Below are 17,042 nucleotides of genomic sequence, written 5' to 3'. Positions count from 1 at the left end.
CCGCGAGAACCCGGAGGTCCCCGAGCCCCGAGGCTCGGGGACCTCCCTTGTGCGTCACGCGTCCACGGGCTGCCAGGCCGGGCCGTTCCCGTCCTGCTGGACGCGTCCGAACACGACGTCGGCGAAGTGCACGCCGAAGCCGATCGTGCCGGGCTCGGCCAACTCGGCGACGAGGCGGCGGCGGTGGTCGGCGGTCCGGGCGAGGTCGTGGTCGAAGCCCGAGGACCAGCCGGGGTGGTCGATCTGGATCGGTGAGTGCACCGCGTCGCCGAAGGCGATCAGTCGCCGCCCGCCCCCGGTGATGACGTACTCGGCGTGCCCGACCGTGTGGCCGGGGCTGATCCGCACGTGCACGCCGGGGAAGACCTCCTGCCCGTCCGCGATCGTCCGTACGTGCGGCGCGAGGGCCGCGACCTGCTCGGCCATGCCCTGGGCCGCCAGGAGGTCCCGTCCCTCCCACTCCGGCTCGGCGATCAGGTAGTCGGCGTGGGCGAAGGCGGGCCGGCCGCCGCCGGGGGCAGGGTGGCAGGCCCAGCCGAGGTGGTCGGTGTGGAGATGGGTGAAGGCCACCGCCTCGACGTCCTCGGGGCCGCGGCCGAGTTCGGCCAGGTTGTCCAGGAGTGCGCCGCCCTGGATCACGCCGAGCGGGCCGTCCGGGGCCTCCAGCGTCTGCGGGCCGAAGCCCGCGTCGATCAGCAGCGCGCGGTCGCCGTGCTCCACGAGCAGAGCGCCGACGCTCCCGACGAGGTGGCCGGTGGCGTCCAGGTACTCCGGGTGCGCGGCCCAGACGGCGTCGGTGGTGTCCGGAAGCATGGCGAGCGGCCGGAGCCGCACGTCGCCGTCCGGCACGTACGACACCTTGGTGTCACCCAGCCGTATCGAGCGGACGCCCGCCGGCCGGCTCAGCCGCTCGTTCTGCTTCGTCCTCAAGTCCACAGTGATCCCTCTCCCCTGATGGCCGGTCATCGGCATGGCGCCGCGCTTCCCGCGGCGACGAAGATCACCATAAGCATCAAGTTCGAATCATTCAAGCTCGAAATATTCTGGCTGGACGGACTTGCTAGGGTGAGGGCATGACGACGTCCCGGGCCCAGGAACCGCAGGCCATTGCCGAGCGGCAGCTCTGCGGCATGGTCAACGGACTGGCCCAGCGGATCGGCGAGCACGTGCGCGAGCGCGCCGCCACCCTCGGCCTCACCGAGGCACAGGCGACCGCGCTGCGGGAGATGACCGGGCCGATGACCATGCGCGAGCTCGCCGAACGCATGAGCTGCGAGCCGTCCAACGCCACCTTCGTCGTCGACAAGCTCGAAAAGCAGGGCCTCATCGGGCGCCACCCGCACCCCACCGACCGCCGCGCCAAGCACCTCGTCCTCACCACCGAGGGCACCGCCCTGCGCGACCGCCTCCTCGAACTCCTCGCCGTGGACTCCCCGTTGGCCGCCCTCACCCCGCAGGAACAGCGCGCGCTCCACGGCCTGATGGAGCAGATCATCACCCGGTCGTAGCGCGGCGCCCTCGACCCGAGTCGCCGACGCCGCCTCGTGCCGTCACCTGGCGGGCGGGTCCTCCGGCCCGCTGATGACGAGGGTGTCGAGGCGGGGACCTCGCCACTGGAGGAACGATCGGGAAGTCCGTTCGTCAGGACACCCGACCGCCGCCGAACGCGGGATATCCCGGCAGCGGTGCGACGTCCCACTCCCCCGCGACGTACCGCAGCAGCCGCTCCGCCGTCTCCGCGAGCGCCGGGAAGTCCGTCAGCCCGCTCGCCATCTCCCAGCGGTGGCGCAGCAGTTGCCGCGCCGTCGGGCAGGGTCGCCGGGTGGGGTGGAGGGGCTTGTCCTCCGCGGTGCGCGGGAGCACCCACACGGTGACGGCGACCGTCCACGCCGCGAGCGCCTGTTGCATCCCGGCTTCCCACACGGCGTCCTCGGCGAGCGCCGGGTAGGCCGCGACGATCTCGGCGCGGTAGGCGTTCTCGATCACCTCCGCCTGCCCCGGCGGGAGTCGGAAGACGCACCAGCAGGTGGAGAAGGGCATCCGGCAGTAGGCGGCGGTCAGGAAGACCGACTGGTAACAGGCCGCCTCGAAGTCGATCAGCCGCAGGCCATCGGGGGTGAGCAGGTTGTTGTCGGGGCAGGTGTCGCCCGGCGTGAACGCGGGATACTCCTCCCCACCCGCCGTGCCGATCCGCGCCAGCTCCCCGGCCAGGTCGGACGGCACCGCGATCCCGGCCTCTTCCAGCAGAGGCAGCAGTTCGGCGGCGGTCTGCTGGATCCACGGCTCGGCCGGCGGCACCCCCGGGCCGGACTCCGCCACCAGCCGGTCGAATTCGGCCCGCCGGTGCACGGATCCGGCGCCCAGCCGCCCGAGCCCGCGCGCCCAGGCCGACAGCCCCTCCTCGGCGGCCTTCGGATCGTCCCCGAGCAGCACGTCCGCCAACGTCGGTGCGGCGCCCAGGTCCGCCATCACCAGCAGCGGCACGATGGGGTCCACGGCGAGCAACTCCGGTCCGCCCAGCCCGAGCGAGAGCCCGGCGGCCTCGGACGCGAAGCGGCGCACCGCGTCCCGCCCGCCCTTGAACGCCTTGACGATCACGCTCCCGCCGGACGCCGTCCGGCAGCGCAGCACGGCGCTGCGCTTGCTGCCCCCGAGGTCGACGGGCTCGGTGAGCCCGGTGCCGAGCACGTCGCCCGCCGCGCGCAAGATCTGCTTCATCCGGCCATCCTGCGCCACAGGCCGCCGAATTCGGAGAGTACCGATTCCCGTTCGGGCCACGACAACGTGTGCATGGCGGCCCGCCGGATGACAGTTGACGGAACCGCCCGTGGGGGCACACGCCTTCCTGAGCGATCAGCCCAGCACGGCCCGGACGGTGGGTTCGACGAGATCGACGAGATCGGCGAGATCCGCGCCCCGCTGGTGCCACGCCCACCGCAGGAGGCCGAGCGCGACCTCGTCCTCCAGCGGCTGCGGCAGGACGGCCGCGCACAGAACCGGATCCAGGCCCTCCAGCAGCCGACTCACCAGAACGCCCTCACCCGACTCGGCCTCGACGGGGTACGGCAGAACGCCCAACCAGCGCAGCAGCGCCTCGGACCGGCCGACGGGATCCGGGTGGTCGGCGGCCAGTTGCTCCCGGAACCCGCTCACCTCGGCCTCCGGCAGCTTGCCGGCGTCCGTCCCGGACACCTCGGCGAGTGCCCGCCGGAGGGAAACGGGGACCTGTCGGCGCGCCAACTCCCGGGAACCGTACCGCCCGTGGCCGGCCTGCCGGGTCTGCGGTCGCCCCTCACGGAGCCCCATGGCGTACGACAGCTTCGAGTTGAGGTGCAGAAGGCGGCGGGACGGTCCGTGCTTCGTCAGGAACAGCGTCAGGCCGACCGGGTCCGCGACCGTGAGGTTGTCCCGGAACCTGGCACGCTCCCAGGCGACGTCGTCGCCGTGGATGGTTCCCCGCCCCACCGGTTCACCATCGGCGTCGTGGAGACTCAGCGTCAGGCTGCCCGGACACCGGCAGATGTCCCCGGTGAAGCCGCCCGCCGACGTGAGGACGCGAAGCTCCGCCAGTTCGTCCGGGCCCTCGACCCACCCGAGCACGTCCCGCTCGGAGAGCGGTCGATCCTCTTCCCCGCCCTCGATCACCCGGACGAGCCGCGTCCGTGCCCATGCTTCGTCGAGCCATTCCCGTACCGGATGGCGCATGTCCGTCCCTCTCCCCCGCGTCGGGTCAGCCGGCCGACAGGCCGTGCAGTGCGTCGGTGACCTGCTGGGCGAGGGCGGGTGGCAGCGGGACGTAGCCCAGCTGGGTCGCGCGGGGGTGGCCGGCGTCGCTCACCGCGTGGGACACGAGGCCGGCCAGGGCCTGAGCGGGGCGATTGCCGCGGTTGTCCGGGGCGGTGGTGGCGCAGAACACCGCGTAGCCGACCTGGACGAGCGGGTAGACGCCGGGGCCCGGGTTCACGTAGTCCACGTCGACCGTCAGGTGGCCGAGCCGGTGGACCTGGCGGCGACCACGGCGGCGGTGGCCGACTCCGCCGTCGCGGCCACCGGGCCGGAGCCGGCGGACAGCTTGGCGGCCCGCAGGCCGTCGGCGTCGTCCAGGGGCAGGAAGGCGGTGTCGCCGTGGCGGAACTGCTCCGGCGCCATGAACGGCGGCGTGCCGACGGCGACTCCCGTGCTGGTGAGCCGGGTGCCCTCCAGGGCGCGGGCGATGCCGAAGTCGATCACGCGCGGGCCGTCGTCGGCGAGCAGGACGTTGCCGGGCTTGAGGTCCCGGTGCACCAGCCCGGCGCGGTGGATGTCCCGCAGCGCCTCCGCGAGCCCGGTCGCCAGCCGCCGCACCTCGGCCGGTCCCAACGGCCCCTGCGCGGCGACCCGTTCGGCCAGGGACGGCCCCGGGATGTACAGCGTGGCGAGCCAGGGGGCCGGGGCGTCCGGATCCGCGTCCACGACGGGCGCGGTGAACGCGCCGCTCACCAGGCGGGCGGCCTCGACCTCGTGCCGGAACCTGGCCCGGAACTCGCCGTCCCCCGCCAGCTCGGGCCGGATCACCTTGAGCGCCACCTGCCGCCCGGACACCGACCGCGCGCGGGACACGACGCCCATCCCGCCCGCGCCGAGCCGCCCCTCCAGCCGGTATCCGCCGATCTCGCGCGGATCGTTCTCCAGCAACGTCACGTGTCCCCCGTCCCCGGGCATCCGCCCTCGGCACCCGTCGGCACCCCTTGACTCCCTGTCGCCACAACGGAGTCAGCAAAGACGGAGTCAGCCTAACCGCACCGCCGATGACGTGGATCGACGCCCCCGCTCGGGCCGCCTCGAAAGCCACTGACGGGCGCTCCGCGCGCCGGTGAACGCGGTGAATGTCCGCCGTCCCACTGGGCAGCATGGAGGTTGAGCCGAGCCTGCCAGAGGAGCTGCCCGTGTCCGCGCCGTCCTACCTGCCCGCGATGACCCTGGAGCAGTACCTCGGGCACCTCGCCGCCCGTCATCCGCGGTGGCACCGGACCCTCGACCCGAGACGCCTCGCGTCCGCCGGCACGATGCGTCGGCTCTGCTCCCAGCCGGACGAGGATGCCCCCGACGGCACCGGCCACGGCGACTCCTGCCGGCGCGACTCCTGTTGGGGCGCCCACCAGGACCCGCTGGCACGGTGGACCGGTGCCCGCCGACTCCTTCACCTGGCGGCCGGCCGTCCCGGAGCGGACGCCAAGGAGACGCTGGTCCTGGACGTGCTCGGCGGTGACGGCCACCTCGCGCGCGCCGCCGCCGTCCGCCCCGGGCAAGCGCCGAGCGGGCTCGCCCTGCTCACCGGCGACCCCTCCGGCCCCCTGGTGGCCGCCGCGCTCGCCCACGGGCTGCCCGCCGTACGGCAGGCCGCCGACCGGCTGTTGCTGGCCGACCGCACAGTGGACGCCGTGCTGCTGGCGTACGGCACCCACCACATCCCGCCCGACGACCGGCCCGGCGCGGTCGCCGAGGCCGTCCGGGTGCTGCGGCCCGGCGGCCGGGTCGTGCTGCACGACTTCGAGCCCCACAGCCCGACGGCAGCCTTCTTCCGGACCGTCGTCGACCCCCACGCCGCCGTCCGCCACCACCACTCGCACTTCACCCGCACCGAGTTGCTCGACCTGTTCGCTCCCCACCCCGTCGCGGTACGCCTGCTCGACGTCTACGACCCCTTCACCGTCCGCGCGGCCTCCCCGGACGAGGCGAAGGCCGCCATGGTCGCCCACGTCGCCGAGGCCTTCGCCCTGACCCACCATTTCACCGGCCTCGGCACCAAGAAGGCCTGGGATGTCCTGGTCACCGCCTTCGACCACACCGCCCACCTCGCCGGTCTCTGCACCCCCCTGGCCGCCCCCACCCGTCCCCTGGTCCGCCCGGTGTCCGACGGTTACGTCGCGGAGGTCCCGAGGGTGGCGGTCGTCGCGGTGGCCGAGCACCGGACGAAGTGACCCCCCGTCCATCGAGTCCGGCCGGACGGGTGGCAGGATCGGCCGCATGGCACTGCCCCGACCCGACGACCTGACCTCGCTCGTCCTGCGCACCGACTTCAGCAGCGACGCCGCATGGGAGGTGGTGCGCACGACGATCGACAGGAGCTCCGAGGACCGCACCGCGACGTACGTCAGCGATCCCGCGTTCAGCGGCGTCGGCCTCCAAGCGCTGGTCGCCGCGGACGCGGCCGCAGACGAGGACGACAAGATCTGCCACCTGTTCCTCGCGGACACGATCACCATGACCGACGAGGAGCACCCCCTCCTGGCCGTCGACCTGTACGACGAACCCGGCCGGACGTTCCGGGTCCCGCCCCGCTGGTACGCCGACGTCTCCGCGAACCTGTCGATCGCCAACCTGGACTTCGCCGATTTCGCCGACGCCGTGGACGCGTCGGGAACGTTCCGGGACTTCGAGGACGGCTGATGGCCGCCACACGGTTCCCGACAGCCGTCATCGACGCGTGCCGGCGGCGGGGCCGGGGCGGCAGCCCGACCGCCGTCCTCGACGACGGGCCGTTCACGGACGACGAACGACGCCGGATCCCCGGGGAGTCGGGGACGTCCCACGCCGTCTTCGTGCGCTCGGCCGGCACCGGCCACGCACTCCGGTTCTTCACCGCCCGAGGCGAACTGCCCGCCTGCGGCCACGGCACCGTCGCCGCCCTCGCCCTGCTCGCCGAACGGGCGGGCGGCGACGAATTCCGCACCGTCCTGCACACGGCGAGCCGCACGTTCGAGGGCCGGGCCACCCGCCGCGGGGCCACCCTCACGGCGTCGTTCGACCCCGGCCCGGTGAGCCTGCGGCCCGCCCGGGCAGCCGAGTTGAGGACGATCGCGGAAGCCCTCGGCCTGAACGACGCGCCCCGGGCCGCCGTCGTAGCCTCCAACGGCCGTCCGAGGCTCCTCCTCCCCGTCCCGACCCGCACCGAACTCGCCGCCATCACACCGGACTTCCTCCGCCTGCGAGCAGCCTGCGACCGCCACGCCCTGCTCGGCTGCTACGCCTACGCCGTACCGGACGGGCACGGCTGGACGGCGGCCCGGATGTTCGCCCCGTCCATCGGCGTCCCCGAGGACATCGCCAACGCCAACAGCACCGCCTGCCTCGCCGCCCACGCCGCCCGGACCGCCCACGACGGCACCGCCCACCTCAGCGTCGACATGGGCGACCACCTCGCCAGCCCGTCCACCATCACGGCCACCGTCGACCGAACCGGCCGCATCCACCTCGGCGGCGAGGCGACGACCACGCGAACCGTCCGACGCTGAGCCTTCGTCCGGAGCCCGACACCCGCGGCCCGTGGACGTGCTCAGCGGATGGGCCCTCCTCAACCACGGCCCCTACCGCCTCATCGCCCACTGGGCCACCATCCACCACCTCCAGACCCACCAGGGACTGTGCATGGAGGGCTCAGTGGGTGGCGCGCAGGCCGTCGAGGACGACGCGCAGCAGGTGGTGGGCTCGGCGGTGCCAGTCTTCGTCCCGGTCGGCGCGCCACAGGAAGCTCACCAGGAGCAGGACGTCGGGGCCGTCCACGTCGGCGCGCACCTGCCCGGCCCGCCGGCCGGCGTTCAGCAACCGGTCGATCGCGTCGACGACCGGTTGGTAGTACTCGGCGGAGAGGTCCTGCCGGGTGGCCGCGTGCAGGACCTCGGCGAGGCCGTGTTTGACCCGGCCGAAGGCGGCCAGCCGGTCGAACCACACCCGCAGCGCGTCCCACGGTTCGTGCTCGGCGAGCAATTCCGTCACGGAGTCGACGAGTTCGCCGACGTCGTGCCGGTAGACCGCGAGGACGAGGGCTTCGCGGGTGGGGAAGTGGCGGTAGAGCGTGCCCTGCCCGACGCCCGCCCGCTGGGCGATCGACTTCATGGTGACGTCGCCGGAGCGCGCGAGCGCGTCGCGCGCGACGTCGAGGATGCGCGCGCGGTTGCGTTCGGCGTCCGTCCGCCGTGCCGCGTGGGGGTCCTGGGTCATTGCGGGCCTTCCCTGTCGTCGTCCTCGCCACCAAAGCGGACACGTGTCCGGTAGTCTGTCCGCAGTACCGGACACATGTCCGGTTCGAGTGTAGGGGGTTCACCATGCCCGGAGTCACCATGTCCGGAGTCACTGCATCCGGGGTCACCACGCCCGGAATCGACGGGAAGGTCGTCGCCATCACCGGCGCCAGCAGCGGAATCGGCGAGGCCACCGCCCTGCTGCTCGCCGGGCGCGGGGCGAAGGTCGTGCTCGGCGCCCGGCGCACCGAGCACCTGCGGAACCTCGCGGCCCGCATCACGGAGAGCGGCGGTCAGGCGGCCTGGGCCGCCGTGGACGTCACGCGCCGCGCCGACCTCGCCGCGCTCGTGGCGCTCGCGCGTGAACGGTTCGGCCGTCTGGACGCGCTCGTCAGCAACGCGGGCATCGGGCCCGTCTCCCCGCTCGACGACCTGCGCGTCGAGGACTGGGAGGCGATGGTCGACGTCAACCTCAAGGGCGTGCTGTACGGCATCGCCGCCGCCCTGCCGGCCTTCCGGGCGCAGGGCGGCGGGCACTTCGTCAACGTCGTCTCCACCGCGGGCCTGCGGGTCGTGCCCAACCAGGCCGTCTACGCCGCGACCAAGAACGCGGTGCGCACCCTCTCCGAGGGCCTGCGGCAGGAGGCCGGGGACAGCGTGCGGGTCACCGTCGTGTCCCCCGGATTCGTCCGGACCGGCTTCATCGACTCCGTCCCGGACGACCGGGTGCGCGCGGAACTCGCCGCGTCGAAGGAGAAGTTCGCCATCCCGCCGGAGGCGGTCGGGGAGGCGATCGCCTTCGCGATCGCCCAGCCGGCCGCGGTCGACATCAACGACCTCGTCGTCCGGCCGACCGCGCAGGGCTGAGAACCGCCGGGGCGCGGAACCCGACGCCCTCTGCGAGAGCCGACGCCCCCCGCGCGTCATGCGTCGGCCGGTTCGTGCGGCGCGGGCGGCGCGGCACTCGCCCGGCACCGGCCGGCCGCCGCCCACCGGCCCAACGAACGGGCTGACGGGCCGCTTTGTCAACTCCGTACCGGAGCCGTTCGTTCGGCAGTAGCCTCGGGCCTCGGCAACGACGACTGTGGCACGGAGAATTGGAGGCGCCGGTGGCCGCAGAGGAAGCCCGGCCCGGAGGCGACGGCGGGATCGGCGGGATCGGCGACGGCACGGACCGGCTGCACGAGCGCGAGGCCGAGATCCGGTCGGCCGGGCGGGCGATCGAGGCGCTCACCCGGCCTGCCGGCGCCGGGACCGGGGAGCTGCTGCTCTACACCGGCGCGGCCGGGCTGGGCAAGACCGCGATGCTGGGCGAGGTGCGGCGGGCGGCGAAACGCGCCGGGTGCACGGTGCTGTTCGCCCGGGGCGGCGAGCGGCAGCGCCACGAACCGTTCCACGTCGTGCGCCAGTTGGTGCGGCCGGTGCTGGCGGCCCTGCCCGACGAGGAGCGGGCACGGGTCTTCGGGCCGTGGGAGAACGTCGTCGGCCCGGTCGTGGGGCTGATGCCGCCCGGCGGGCAGCTCGACCCGCAGGGAGTGCGGGACGGCCTGGACTTCGTCGTCACCCGCCTCGTCCAGCACCGCCCGCCGGTGGCCGTCATCGTCGACGACCTGCACTGGGCCGACCCGGAGTCGCTCGGCTGGCTGGCGGGCTTCGCGGTGCGCGCGCGGGAGTTGCCGGCCCTGCTGGTGCTCGCCTGCCGCGACGAGTTCCCCGACGACGCTCTGCCGGTGCAGCGCGGCCTCGTCGCCGCGGCCGACCGCAGGCACGAACTGCGCCCGCTCCAGCCCGCCTCGGTGGCGCACCTGGTCCGGGCCGCCCTCGGTGCGCAGGCGGAGGACGCCTTCTGCCGCCACGTCTGGGCCGTCACCGCCGGGAACCCGTACGAGACCACGGCCCTGCTGCGCGAGGTGCTCGACCTGCGGCTCGACCCGGTCGAGGAGAGCATCGGCCAGCTCGGCGAACTCGCCGCGAACGCGAGGGGCATGACGCTGCGGCACTGGCTCGACAAACTCGGCCCGACCGCGCTGCACTTCGCCTGGGCGGCGTCGATGCTGGGCACCGACATCCGTCCCGCCCTCGCCGCCGCCATCTGCGCCCAGGGCCCGGAGACCGCCGCCCAGTCCGTCCGGGAGCTGCGCCGGCACCGGGTGCTGACCACCACGCCGGGAGGCCGACTGGAGTTCGTCCACCCCCTGGTCGCCACCTCGGTCTACCGGTCGATGCCGCCCGCCACCCGCACCGGGATGCACGGAGTCGCCGCCGTCGAGATCCAGAACGCCGGGCTCGGCCTGCTCACCGCATCCCGACACCTGCTGGAGATCCTGCCCGAGGGGGACGGCGACCTCGTCGGCCAACTGCGCCGGGCGGCCCGCGAACACCTGGCCATCGGCGCTCCGGAGGCGGCCCAGCGCTGCCTGCGCCGCGCCATCAGCGAGCCGCCCGCCGACGAGGACCGGGCCGCGGTGCTCTACGAACTCGGCTGCTCGGCGCTGCTCACCGACCCCGCGACCACCGTCAACCAGCTGCGCCTGGCGCTCGCCGACCCGTACGGTCTCGGCCCCGAACTGCGGGTGGACGCCACCGTCCGGCTCGCCCAGGCCCTCGCCCACAGCAACCGGCTCGGCGAGGCCGCCGCGGTCTGCGCCGAGGAGGCCGCCCGCACGTCGCCCGGTCCGGGCCGCCTGCGCCTGGAGGTCGCCCACTTCATGTTCGCCGCGTTCCGGTCCGAGGAGGAGGACGGCCCCGGCCGCTCCCGGCGGCTCGCCGAGTTCGCCCGGATGCTCGACATGGTCGGCCTGGCCTTCACCGACACCCACGCGGACCACGAGGACGGCAAAAGCGGCAAAGCCGATGAACCGGTCACCGGCGACCGGGCGTTCGAACAGGACGGCCTGATCCACGCGGTGGCCGTCCTGCGCTGCTGGGACCTCACCCTGCGCGGCACCGACCGCACGGAGGCGATCGCGCTGGCCGAGTCCGCCCTGCCGAACGGCCGCCTGCCCCGCAGCCTGGGCTGGACCAACACCACCTGGGGCTTCGAACTGCCCGGCATCCTCGGCATCAGCTACCTGTACGCCGACCGGGTCGACCGGGCGGAGGAACTGTTCACCGAGGCGGTCCGCGCCTACGAGATCGCCGGTTGGAGCGGCGGCCACCTCGGCTTCGCCCACCTGCTGACCGGCATGCTCCGCTTCCGCTGCGGCGCCCTCGCCGCAGCGGAGGACCACCTGCGCCGGGCCCTGCGCATCGCCGAGCGGATCGGCCCGGGCATTCCGCTGCACTGGGACGCGGTCGGGGCGCTGGCCGAGACCCTGGCCGCACGAGGCCGGCTCACCGAAGCCCTGGAGCTCGCGCGCGACCACGCCTTCGGCCCGCCGTACCCGACGGTGATGGTCCTGCCCGACGCACCCACCCTGTACGGGCGCCTGCTCCTGGCCCGGGGCGACGCGCCGGGCGCGGCGGCCGTCCTGGCCGCCGCGGGCGCGGCCCTGGACGCGCGCGGGTGGCGCAACACGGTGTGGGCGCCGTGGCTGGCGCACCTGGCACGCGCGGTGGCCCCCGACCAGCCGGACCGGGCTCGCGACCTCGCCGCCGAATCCGTCCGCCGGGCTCGGGAATCCGGGACGGACTCGGCCGTCGGCAGCGCCCTGCGGCTCTGCGCGGCAGTGCACGAGCGGCCCCGCGCAGCCGAGTTGCTCACGGAGGCCGTCCACCACCTGGAACGCTCCCCCGCCCGCTACGAGCACGCGATCGCCCTGGTCGACCTCGGGGAGGCGCTGGGCGCCACTCCAGCCGCCCGCACCGCGCTCGCCCGCGGCCTGGAGCTGGCCACCCACTGCGCCGCCGACGGCCTGGCCACCCGCGCCCGGAACCTCCTGCACGCGAGCCCGACGGGTTGAGCGGGTACCGGCGGGCGGACAACCAGGCCACCGGCCCACCCGGCCGGGACCCGCACCCCGCGTCCGGGCGTCGGCGTCGTCGCCCGCGTAGCAGACGACCCGGCGGCCCGCCGATCCACCGCTACGGCCGCAACGGCGTCCACGGCCGCGCCGCCCGCAGGGCGCGCGTGGCCATGCGCTGACCGCCCACCTTCCCGATGCGGCCGGGGCACCTGATCGGCGATCATCTCCTCTGATCCGGGCCCGGGGCGAGCGCAAACGAGCATCCGGGCTCCGGGCGGGGTGCGCCGCGCCGCGGTCGTCCGTGACGGCACCTCCACAGCGGGCGGGCGGTCAACAACTCGCCCCGGGCCGCATCGGGGCGGGCTCGACGAGGTAGGCGTCGACGGCCCCGGTGATGCACGCGTTGCTGCGGCGGTAGGCGGCGTGGCCCAGGCCCCGGTAGGTGAGCAGCATCCCGCCGGGCAGTTGGGCGGCGAGGCGCCGCCGGCCTTGACCTCAACCGCGCTTGAACTTCTAGGGTTGCCCGCATGATCTTCACCGAGAGGGAGCGCGAGTACCTCACCGCCCAGCCACTGGCCCGACTGGCCACCATCGGCCCCGACGGCCGTCCGCAGGTCCGCCCGGTGGGCTTCAGGCTCAACGGCGACGGCACCATCGACATCGGCGGGCCCGCCATGGCCCGCAGCCAGAAGTACCGCAACGCGCAGGCCCACCCCGAGGTTTCCGTGCTGGTCGACGACCTGGCTCCGGCCGATGACCCGGTCGCGGGCGGGTGGGGGCGCGGGGTCGAGATCAGAGGCCAGGCCGAGGTGCTGGCCGTCGACCTGCCCCCTGTGGCACCCGACCACTTCAGCCGGGACATCATCCGCGTCCACCCCCGGAGGGTCGTCACCTGGAACCTGGAGGAGCGGGGGTCCGCCGCCCGCGACATCGGGTGACGCAGGGCCGGATGCGTCGCCGCCGGACCCGGCTCTTGCTGACGAAAAGTCAGCAACTTTCGCGCACTGCCTTGACGGTGCACGAACACCGGCCTAGAACGTAGTCAGCCGCCCGGATCCCCACCCTCCGGCGGCAGCGAAAGTTCGTCTTCTCGATCCCCCTCACCGAGGAAGAGGCTTTCCCATGCGTCTTCGCCGCCACCTCGCCGCCACCACCGCCGTCGCCGCGGTCGTCCTGGGCGCGGCCCCCGCGTCCGCGATCCATGTGCCCGACGCCGCCGCCGTGTTGACCACGGACAGCGCGGGCACCACCGCCGTCGCCGCGGGCGACGCGCTCGCCGCGCCGCTCGCCGCGAACACCAGCGCCACCTTCTACTCGACCGCGACCAGCACCACCGGCGTCACCTGCGCCACCTCCCAGCTCTCGGCCACCGTCCTGACCAACCCGGGGGCACCCGGCACGGCGACGGAGTCCCTCACCGGGCTGACCTTCGACTCGTGCACCAGCAACGTCACCGGTGTCACGAACGTCGAAAGCCTGACCGTCGGCAACCTCCCCTTCACCCTCTCCGTCGACGACGGCGCCGGCCTCCCGCTCACCCTCACCGCCGGAACCGCCGGGCCGATCCAGGCCAGCGCCGTGCTCGACACCTGGTTCGGCACCATCACCTGCACCTATCAGCTCAGCGGCGCGTTCACCGGCAACGCCGACAACGGCGCCCACGGCCTGACCTTCACCAACGAGCACTTCGCCAAGAGCGACGGCTCCTCCCTCTGCCCGGGCGACGGCTACTTCTCCGCCACCTTCGGCCCCGTCACCGACACCACCGCCCCCGGCAGCCCCACGGTCTACGTGAACTGACCCGACCCCGGCCCGAGGCGCTGACGGTCCAACCCGGCCGTCAGCGCTCCGGCGCCGGCCCGCGTCACGTCCAGTCGACGGTCAGCCGGCCTGCCCGCTCGCCCACGGTGGTGCCCAACTCGGCGCAGGCGGTGGTGAATCGGTCGCGGATCCACTCCCACTCCGCGCCCCGGGCGAGGCGGGTGTGGCAGTAGTCGAGGCGCAGCGGCACGGCCTCCAGCCCGACCGCCGCCAGGGGAGCACCGTCCAGGGTCAGCAGGAAGAGCAGCCCGAGGTCGTTGCGCAGCGCCGGGTCCACGGCGTAGTCGTCGACGAAGTCGCCCAGGTCGTAGAGGAGGTGGTCGGCGACGCCGTGGAAGACGTGGGCCGAGTGCCCGGCGACCAGGGTCGCCCCCGCGGCCAGGAGTCCGCGGGCCGCCGCGCGGACGTGCGGCGGCGGGCGGGAGGTCATGTTGGGCCCCCAGTGCGGGGTGACCAGCACGGCGTCCGCGCTCCGGGCAGCCCGGGCCACGAGGGTGGTGAGCCAGTGGGGCACGCCGCTGCGGAGGTCGGCCCACGCGACGCCCGGACGCCGCTCGCCCGCCGCGTAGTCCTCCGGGTGATCGGTGACGCCCACGACCGCCAACCGCGTCCCGGCCGCCTCCAGCACGGCGCACTCCCGGGCCGCCGACACGTCCCGCCCGGCACCGACCGCCCGCACGCCCGCCCGCTCCAGCAGGTCACGGGTGTCGGCGAGGGCGTCGAAGCCGTAGTCGAGGGCGTGGTTGTTGGCCAGCGTCACGCAGTCCACCCCCAGCTCGGCCAGGACGGCGGCGGCAGAGGGCGGAGCGCGGAAGAAGTACGCCTTGAACGGGTCCGGCCAGCGCTCACCCCGGCCGGAGACGCAGCACTCCAGGTTGAGCACGACGAGATCGGCCTCCGCGAGCGTGTCCCGCACCTCTGCGGACAGCAGTGTGCCGGGCGCCGACGAACGCCGCAGTTCCTCGGCGACACCTCGCCCGAGCATCGTGTCGCCGGCCAGAGCCACCGTGAGCGCCATCGTCCTGTCCCCTGCCGCTCCTCCAGACTCGACCCGCGCGCCGCCGGGGGCAAACCCGGCCCGGCGAAGCTCCGGAAACGGTCTCTTGTCCGGCGACACGACTGGGTAGGCGCGTCGTCACCCTAAGGAATCTCGCGGGTGCGCCTCTCGCCGCGCCGAAGTTCCGGGAGGCTCGTGACACCTCCGGCCTCCGCGCGTCCGCGGCGGCGAGCGTGGAGGCCCGGAGTCGGTTCCGTCACTCCTGGGTCACGCCGATCGCCCGGGCCAGGGCCTCCAGGCCGTAGCGGGAGACGTGGTCCGCGTTGGCCAGGTCGATCTTCCGGATGCCCTCGGTGGCCAGGCGTTCGTTGATCTCCTCCAGGTGCTGCTGGACGAGCTGCTTCTCGGCGTCGGTGGTGCGGCCCTTGTGCGGCTTGCCGGCGTGGTCCAGGCTCGCGTAGTTCACCCGCTCCCGGGAGCCGTCCGGCGCCGCGCTCTGGCCCGGGCGCGACCGGCCGACCGGCGCGGCGCCGCGCAGCACCTCGGCCATCGGCGCCGCCGAGGCCAGTCGGTTGAATGCCCCGGCCTCCATCACGACCGTCCGGGGCTCGTCCGAGCCCGGGTGGTGCAGCTCGATCGTCACCAGGTCGAGCGCCAGTTCCTCCACCGCGTCCAGCTCGCCGGCGAGCGCCTCGATCTCGACGGGCCCGTCCGCCAGGTCCGGGTGCCGGCGGACCACGATGCGTACCAGGTCGTCGTCGTCCTCCACGTGCTTGCCGGTCAGGTCCGAGAACCGGATGATCTTCTGGCCCATGTCTCCCTCTCTTGCCTTGTCGTCCGCGACGAGACTACGCCCAGATGATCTTCGTCCGGCGCGGCGCTGCTTCGGGCAGTCCGGCGAGCACCGGGGCGAGGGCGCGCGCTGCGGGCGACGGCCGCCGGGCCGCGTACGGAGGCCTGGCGGCAGCCCGTCGACAGTCCGGCCTCCCGGGCACGGGATTCCCGAGGGGAACGTCCGCCCCGTCAGGAATTGAGTGTCGCACTTCAGTTCGGGACTGGTAGCGTCCTCGCCGTGGCAAAGCTGAACCAGATCATCGCCGTTGAAAAGGGCGTCAAGTCCAAGTCCTTCCAGGAGCTGACCCAGGCCCACCAGGACCTGCAGAAGCCCGCGCTGCTGGCCGGGATCTCCCGCACCTACCAGCCCAAGGACGAGGAGGGCGAGCAACTGCCGCCGGAGTCGACCCGGGTGCAGCTGAAGGCCGAGGACATCCTGCGGTCCACCGCGGCCACCCTCACGCGGCTGTTCGACGTGACGGCCACCAAGGACTGGGCCAACATCGACGCCCGCGCGGACGTGGTGGTGGACGGCCAGGTGCTGCTCGCCCAGGTGCCCGTGCCCTACCTGCTCTTCCTGGAGAAGCAGCTCACCGACCTGTTCACGTTCGTGAAGAAGCTCCCGGTGCTGGACGCCTCCGAATCGTGGAACCTCGACCCGTCCACCGACTCCTGGAAGACCGAGCCGGTGCGCACCATCCGGACCAAGAAGGTGCCGCGCAACCACGTCAAGGCCGAGGCCACCGAGAAGCACCCGGCCCAGGTCGAGGTCTACTACGAGGACATCGCGGTCGGCTACTGGACCACGGTGAAGTTCTCCGGCGCGCTGCCGGCCCGCCGGGTGAACGAGCTGGCCGAGCGGGTGGAGAAGCTCCAGCAGGCCGTCAAGTTCGCCCGCGAGGAGGCCAACGCCGTCGAGGTCACCGACCAGCGGGTGGGCGACGCCGTCTTCGGCTACCTGTTCCGGTAGCCTCATGATCGCCCGTCCGGGGAGCCGGGCGGGTGCACCGGGCGCGCCGAGAACCCTCCGGGAGACCGGATGGGGGCTGCTGCGCGGTGCGAAAAGCTGACACTGATGTTGAAGCTGACCAGGGGTCACAGTGGAGGTTCAAATCCTCCCCCCGGCACCACCGGCCGGGGTAGCCCAAGCCAGGCAGAGGCGGGCCCCATCAAGCTCAGACTCTCGCTCCAGTCTCAGCATTCGCCGCCGAACGCCGGATCGACCGGGTGTGGACGCATGTCGACGAATGCGGGTTCAAGTCCCGTCTGTGCCGCTCCGTGGCACGGTAGTTCAAAGGCAGAACGCGTCGATTTCAATCTGATCCGCAACCCTTAAACGTGCCGGTGTGCGCAATTGGGCGGCAAACAGGGGCCCGGGGGCAGGCTACGCTCCCGGGTCCTCTCGCGTTTCCGGTCGGGTCGGCCGCTGGCGGAGGGGAGCAAGGGCCGGCCGGGTCGCTCCCGCCGCGCCCCGGTGTGCGCCCG

16 protein-coding genes and 2 pseudogenes are annotated in these 17,042 nt (G+C 73.6%); 9 read left to right on the top strand and 9 right to left on the bottom strand.

What is annotated here, in order from left to right; genetic code table 11:
- Positions 1-54: 54 nt before the first annotated feature.
- On the bottom strand, positions 55-966 hold the full coding sequence (locus ACWCXH_RS29560) for an MBL fold metallo-hydrolase (protein ID WP_449804541.1): 912 nt from the start codon (positions 964-966) through the stop codon (positions 55-57).
- A gap of 107 nt (positions 967-1,073) precedes the next feature.
- Between ACWCXH_RS29560 and ACWCXH_RS29555 the strand changes: the two genes are divergently transcribed.
- Positions 1,074-1,508 carry a MarR family winged helix-turn-helix transcriptional regulator gene (locus tag ACWCXH_RS29555; protein WP_449804540.1) on the top strand — a complete coding sequence of 145 codons (435 nt, stop codon included), beginning with the start codon at positions 1,074-1,076 and terminating at the stop codon, positions 1,506-1,508.
- Positions 1,509-1,641: 133 nt separating this feature from the next.
- Here the strand turns inward: ACWCXH_RS29555 and ACWCXH_RS29550 are convergent, their stop codons facing one another.
- The 4 genes and pseudogenes from ACWCXH_RS29550 to ACWCXH_RS29535 form a co-directional block, all read right to left on the bottom strand.
- On the bottom strand, positions 1,642-2,718 hold the full coding sequence (locus tag ACWCXH_RS29550; RefSeq protein ID WP_449804539.1) for a hypothetical protein: 1,077 nt from the start codon (positions 2,716-2,718) through the stop codon (positions 1,642-1,644).
- A gap of 135 nt (positions 2,719-2,853) precedes the next feature.
- A complete protein-coding gene (locus ACWCXH_RS29545; RefSeq protein ID WP_449804538.1) occupies positions 2,854-3,705 on the bottom strand; it encodes a hypothetical protein in 852 nt (283 codons plus the stop codon).
- A gap of 25 nt (positions 3,706-3,730) precedes the next feature.
- Positions 3,731-3,973 (bottom strand): hypothetical protein, encoded by a 243-nt coding sequence (locus ACWCXH_RS29540; protein WP_449804537.1) that lies wholly within the window; start codon positions 3,971-3,973, stop codon positions 3,731-3,733.
- Positions 3,974-4,131: 158 nt separating this feature from the next.
- Positions 4,132-4,701: pseudogene (locus tag ACWCXH_RS29535) on the bottom strand (serine/threonine-protein kinase); the annotation flags it as partial.
- Positions 4,702-4,925: 224 nt separating this feature from the next.
- Between ACWCXH_RS29535 and ACWCXH_RS29530 the strand changes: the two are divergent.
- The 3 genes from ACWCXH_RS29530 to ACWCXH_RS29520 are packed head-to-tail and all read left to right on the top strand — an operon-like array spanning position 4,926 to position 7,274.
- Positions 4,926-5,960 (top strand): class I SAM-dependent methyltransferase, encoded by a 1,035-nt coding sequence (locus ACWCXH_RS29530; RefSeq protein WP_449804536.1) that lies wholly within the window; start codon positions 4,926-4,928, stop codon positions 5,958-5,960.
- 46 nt (positions 5,961-6,006) lie between these two features.
- On the top strand, positions 6,007-6,429 hold the full coding sequence (locus ACWCXH_RS29525) for a DUF6924 domain-containing protein (protein WP_449804535.1): 423 nt from the start codon (positions 6,007-6,009) through the stop codon (positions 6,427-6,429).
- Positions 6,429-7,274, top strand: coding sequence for a PhzF family phenazine biosynthesis protein (locus ACWCXH_RS29520; RefSeq protein WP_449804534.1), 846 nt, complete (start codon positions 6,429-6,431; stop codon positions 7,272-7,274). The genes ACWCXH_RS29525 and ACWCXH_RS29520 overlap by 1 nt, the downstream gene beginning before the upstream one ends.
- A 142-nt stretch (positions 7,275-7,416) precedes the next feature.
- Here the strand turns inward: ACWCXH_RS29520 and ACWCXH_RS29515 are convergent, their stop codons facing one another.
- Positions 7,417-7,980, bottom strand: a complete 564-nt coding sequence (locus ACWCXH_RS29515; protein ID WP_449804533.1) for a TetR/AcrR family transcriptional regulator — start codon at positions 7,978-7,980, stop codon at positions 7,417-7,419.
- A gap of 119 nt (positions 7,981-8,099) precedes the next feature.
- On the opposite strand from ACWCXH_RS29515, the gene ACWCXH_RS29510 reads away from it, so the two are divergent.
- Both ACWCXH_RS29510 and ACWCXH_RS29505 read left to right on the top strand, forming a co-directional pair.
- On the top strand, positions 8,100-8,867 hold the full coding sequence (locus ACWCXH_RS29510) for an SDR family oxidoreductase (protein ID WP_449804532.1): 768 nt from the start codon (positions 8,100-8,102) through the stop codon (positions 8,865-8,867).
- A 311-nt stretch (positions 8,868-9,178) separates the two neighbouring features.
- Entirely contained in the window at positions 9,179-11,902 is a 2,724-nt protein-coding gene (locus ACWCXH_RS29505; RefSeq protein ID WP_449804571.1) for an ATP-binding protein, read from the top strand.
- A 333-nt stretch (positions 11,903-12,235) separates the two neighbouring features.
- On the opposite strand, the pseudogene ACWCXH_RS29500 reads toward ACWCXH_RS29505, so the two are convergent.
- Positions 12,236-12,382 (bottom strand): annotated as a pseudogene (locus tag ACWCXH_RS29500) (alpha/beta hydrolase); the annotation flags it as partial.
- A 50-nt stretch (positions 12,383-12,432) separates the two neighbouring features.
- Here ACWCXH_RS29500 and ACWCXH_RS29495 point away from each other — a divergent pair.
- Both ACWCXH_RS29495 and ACWCXH_RS29490 read left to right on the top strand, forming a co-directional pair.
- Complete coding sequence (locus ACWCXH_RS29495; RefSeq protein WP_449804531.1) at positions 12,433-12,843, top strand: PPOX class F420-dependent oxidoreductase; 411 nt, start codon at positions 12,433-12,435, stop codon at positions 12,841-12,843.
- A gap of 184 nt (positions 12,844-13,027) precedes the next feature.
- Entirely contained in the window at positions 13,028-13,705 is a 678-nt protein-coding gene (locus ACWCXH_RS29490) for a Tat pathway signal sequence domain protein (RefSeq protein ID WP_449804530.1), read from the top strand.
- A gap of 64 nt (positions 13,706-13,769) precedes the next feature.
- Here ACWCXH_RS29490 and ACWCXH_RS29485 read toward each other — a convergent pair whose 3' ends face one another.
- Together ACWCXH_RS29485 and ACWCXH_RS29480 are read right to left on the bottom strand one after the other, a co-directional pair.
- Positions 13,770-14,744, bottom strand: a complete 975-nt coding sequence (locus tag ACWCXH_RS29485) for a CapA family protein (protein ID WP_449804529.1) — start codon at positions 14,742-14,744, stop codon at positions 13,770-13,772.
- A gap of 235 nt (positions 14,745-14,979) precedes the next feature.
- Positions 14,980-15,537, bottom strand: a complete 558-nt coding sequence (locus ACWCXH_RS29480) for a hypothetical protein (protein ID WP_449804528.1) — start codon at positions 15,535-15,537, stop codon at positions 14,980-14,982.
- A 258-nt stretch (positions 15,538-15,795) separates the two neighbouring features.
- Between ACWCXH_RS29480 and ACWCXH_RS29475 the strand changes: the two genes are divergently transcribed.
- Complete coding sequence (locus ACWCXH_RS29475; protein ID WP_449804527.1) at positions 15,796-16,527, top strand: DUF7873 family protein; 732 nt, start codon at positions 15,796-15,798, stop codon at positions 16,525-16,527.
- Positions 16,528-17,042 lie beyond the last annotated feature (515 nt).

This window comes from Kitasatospora sp. NPDC001660 (assembly GCF_053596725.1).
This window is presented reverse-complemented; position numbering and strand designations above follow the sequence as displayed.

Bases quoted from the DNA above. Each gene is read 5' to 3' on its own strand.
- ACWCXH_RS29560 (WP_449804541.1), bottom strand. From the start codon at position 966: ATGACCGGCCATCAGGGGAGAGGGATCACTGTGGACTTGAGGACGAAG.
- ACWCXH_RS29555 (WP_449804540.1), top strand. From the start codon at position 1,074: ATGACGACGTCCCGGGCCCAGGAACCGCAGGCCATTGCCGAGCGGCAG.
- ACWCXH_RS29550 (WP_449804539.1), bottom strand. From the start codon at position 2,718: ATGAAGCAGATCTTGCGCGCGGCGGGCGACGTGCTCGGCACCGGGCTC.
- ACWCXH_RS29545 (WP_449804538.1), bottom strand. From the start codon at position 3,705: ATGCGCCATCCGGTACGGGAATGGCTCGACGAAGCATGGGCACGGACG.
- ACWCXH_RS29525 (WP_449804535.1), top strand. From the start codon at position 6,007: ATGGCACTGCCCCGACCCGACGACCTGACCTCGCTCGTCCTGCGCACC.
- ACWCXH_RS29520 (WP_449804534.1), top strand. From the start codon at position 6,429: ATGGCCGCCACACGGTTCCCGACAGCCGTCATCGACGCGTGCCGGCGG.
- ACWCXH_RS29515 (WP_449804533.1), bottom strand. From the start codon at position 7,980: ATGACCCAGGACCCCCACGCGGCACGGCGGACGGACGCCGAACGCAAC.
- ACWCXH_RS29510 (WP_449804532.1), top strand. From the start codon at position 8,100: ATGTCCGGAGTCACTGCATCCGGGGTCACCACGCCCGGAATCGACGGG.
- ACWCXH_RS29495 (WP_449804531.1), top strand. From the start codon at position 12,433: ATGATCTTCACCGAGAGGGAGCGCGAGTACCTCACCGCCCAGCCACTG.
- ACWCXH_RS29490 (WP_449804530.1), top strand. From the start codon at position 13,028: ATGCGTCTTCGCCGCCACCTCGCCGCCACCACCGCCGTCGCCGCGGTC.
- ACWCXH_RS29485 (WP_449804529.1), bottom strand. From the start codon at position 14,744: ATGGCGCTCACGGTGGCTCTGGCCGGCGACACGATGCTCGGGCGAGGT.
- ACWCXH_RS29480 (WP_449804528.1), bottom strand. From the start codon at position 15,537: ATGGGCCAGAAGATCATCCGGTTCTCGGACCTGACCGGCAAGCACGTG.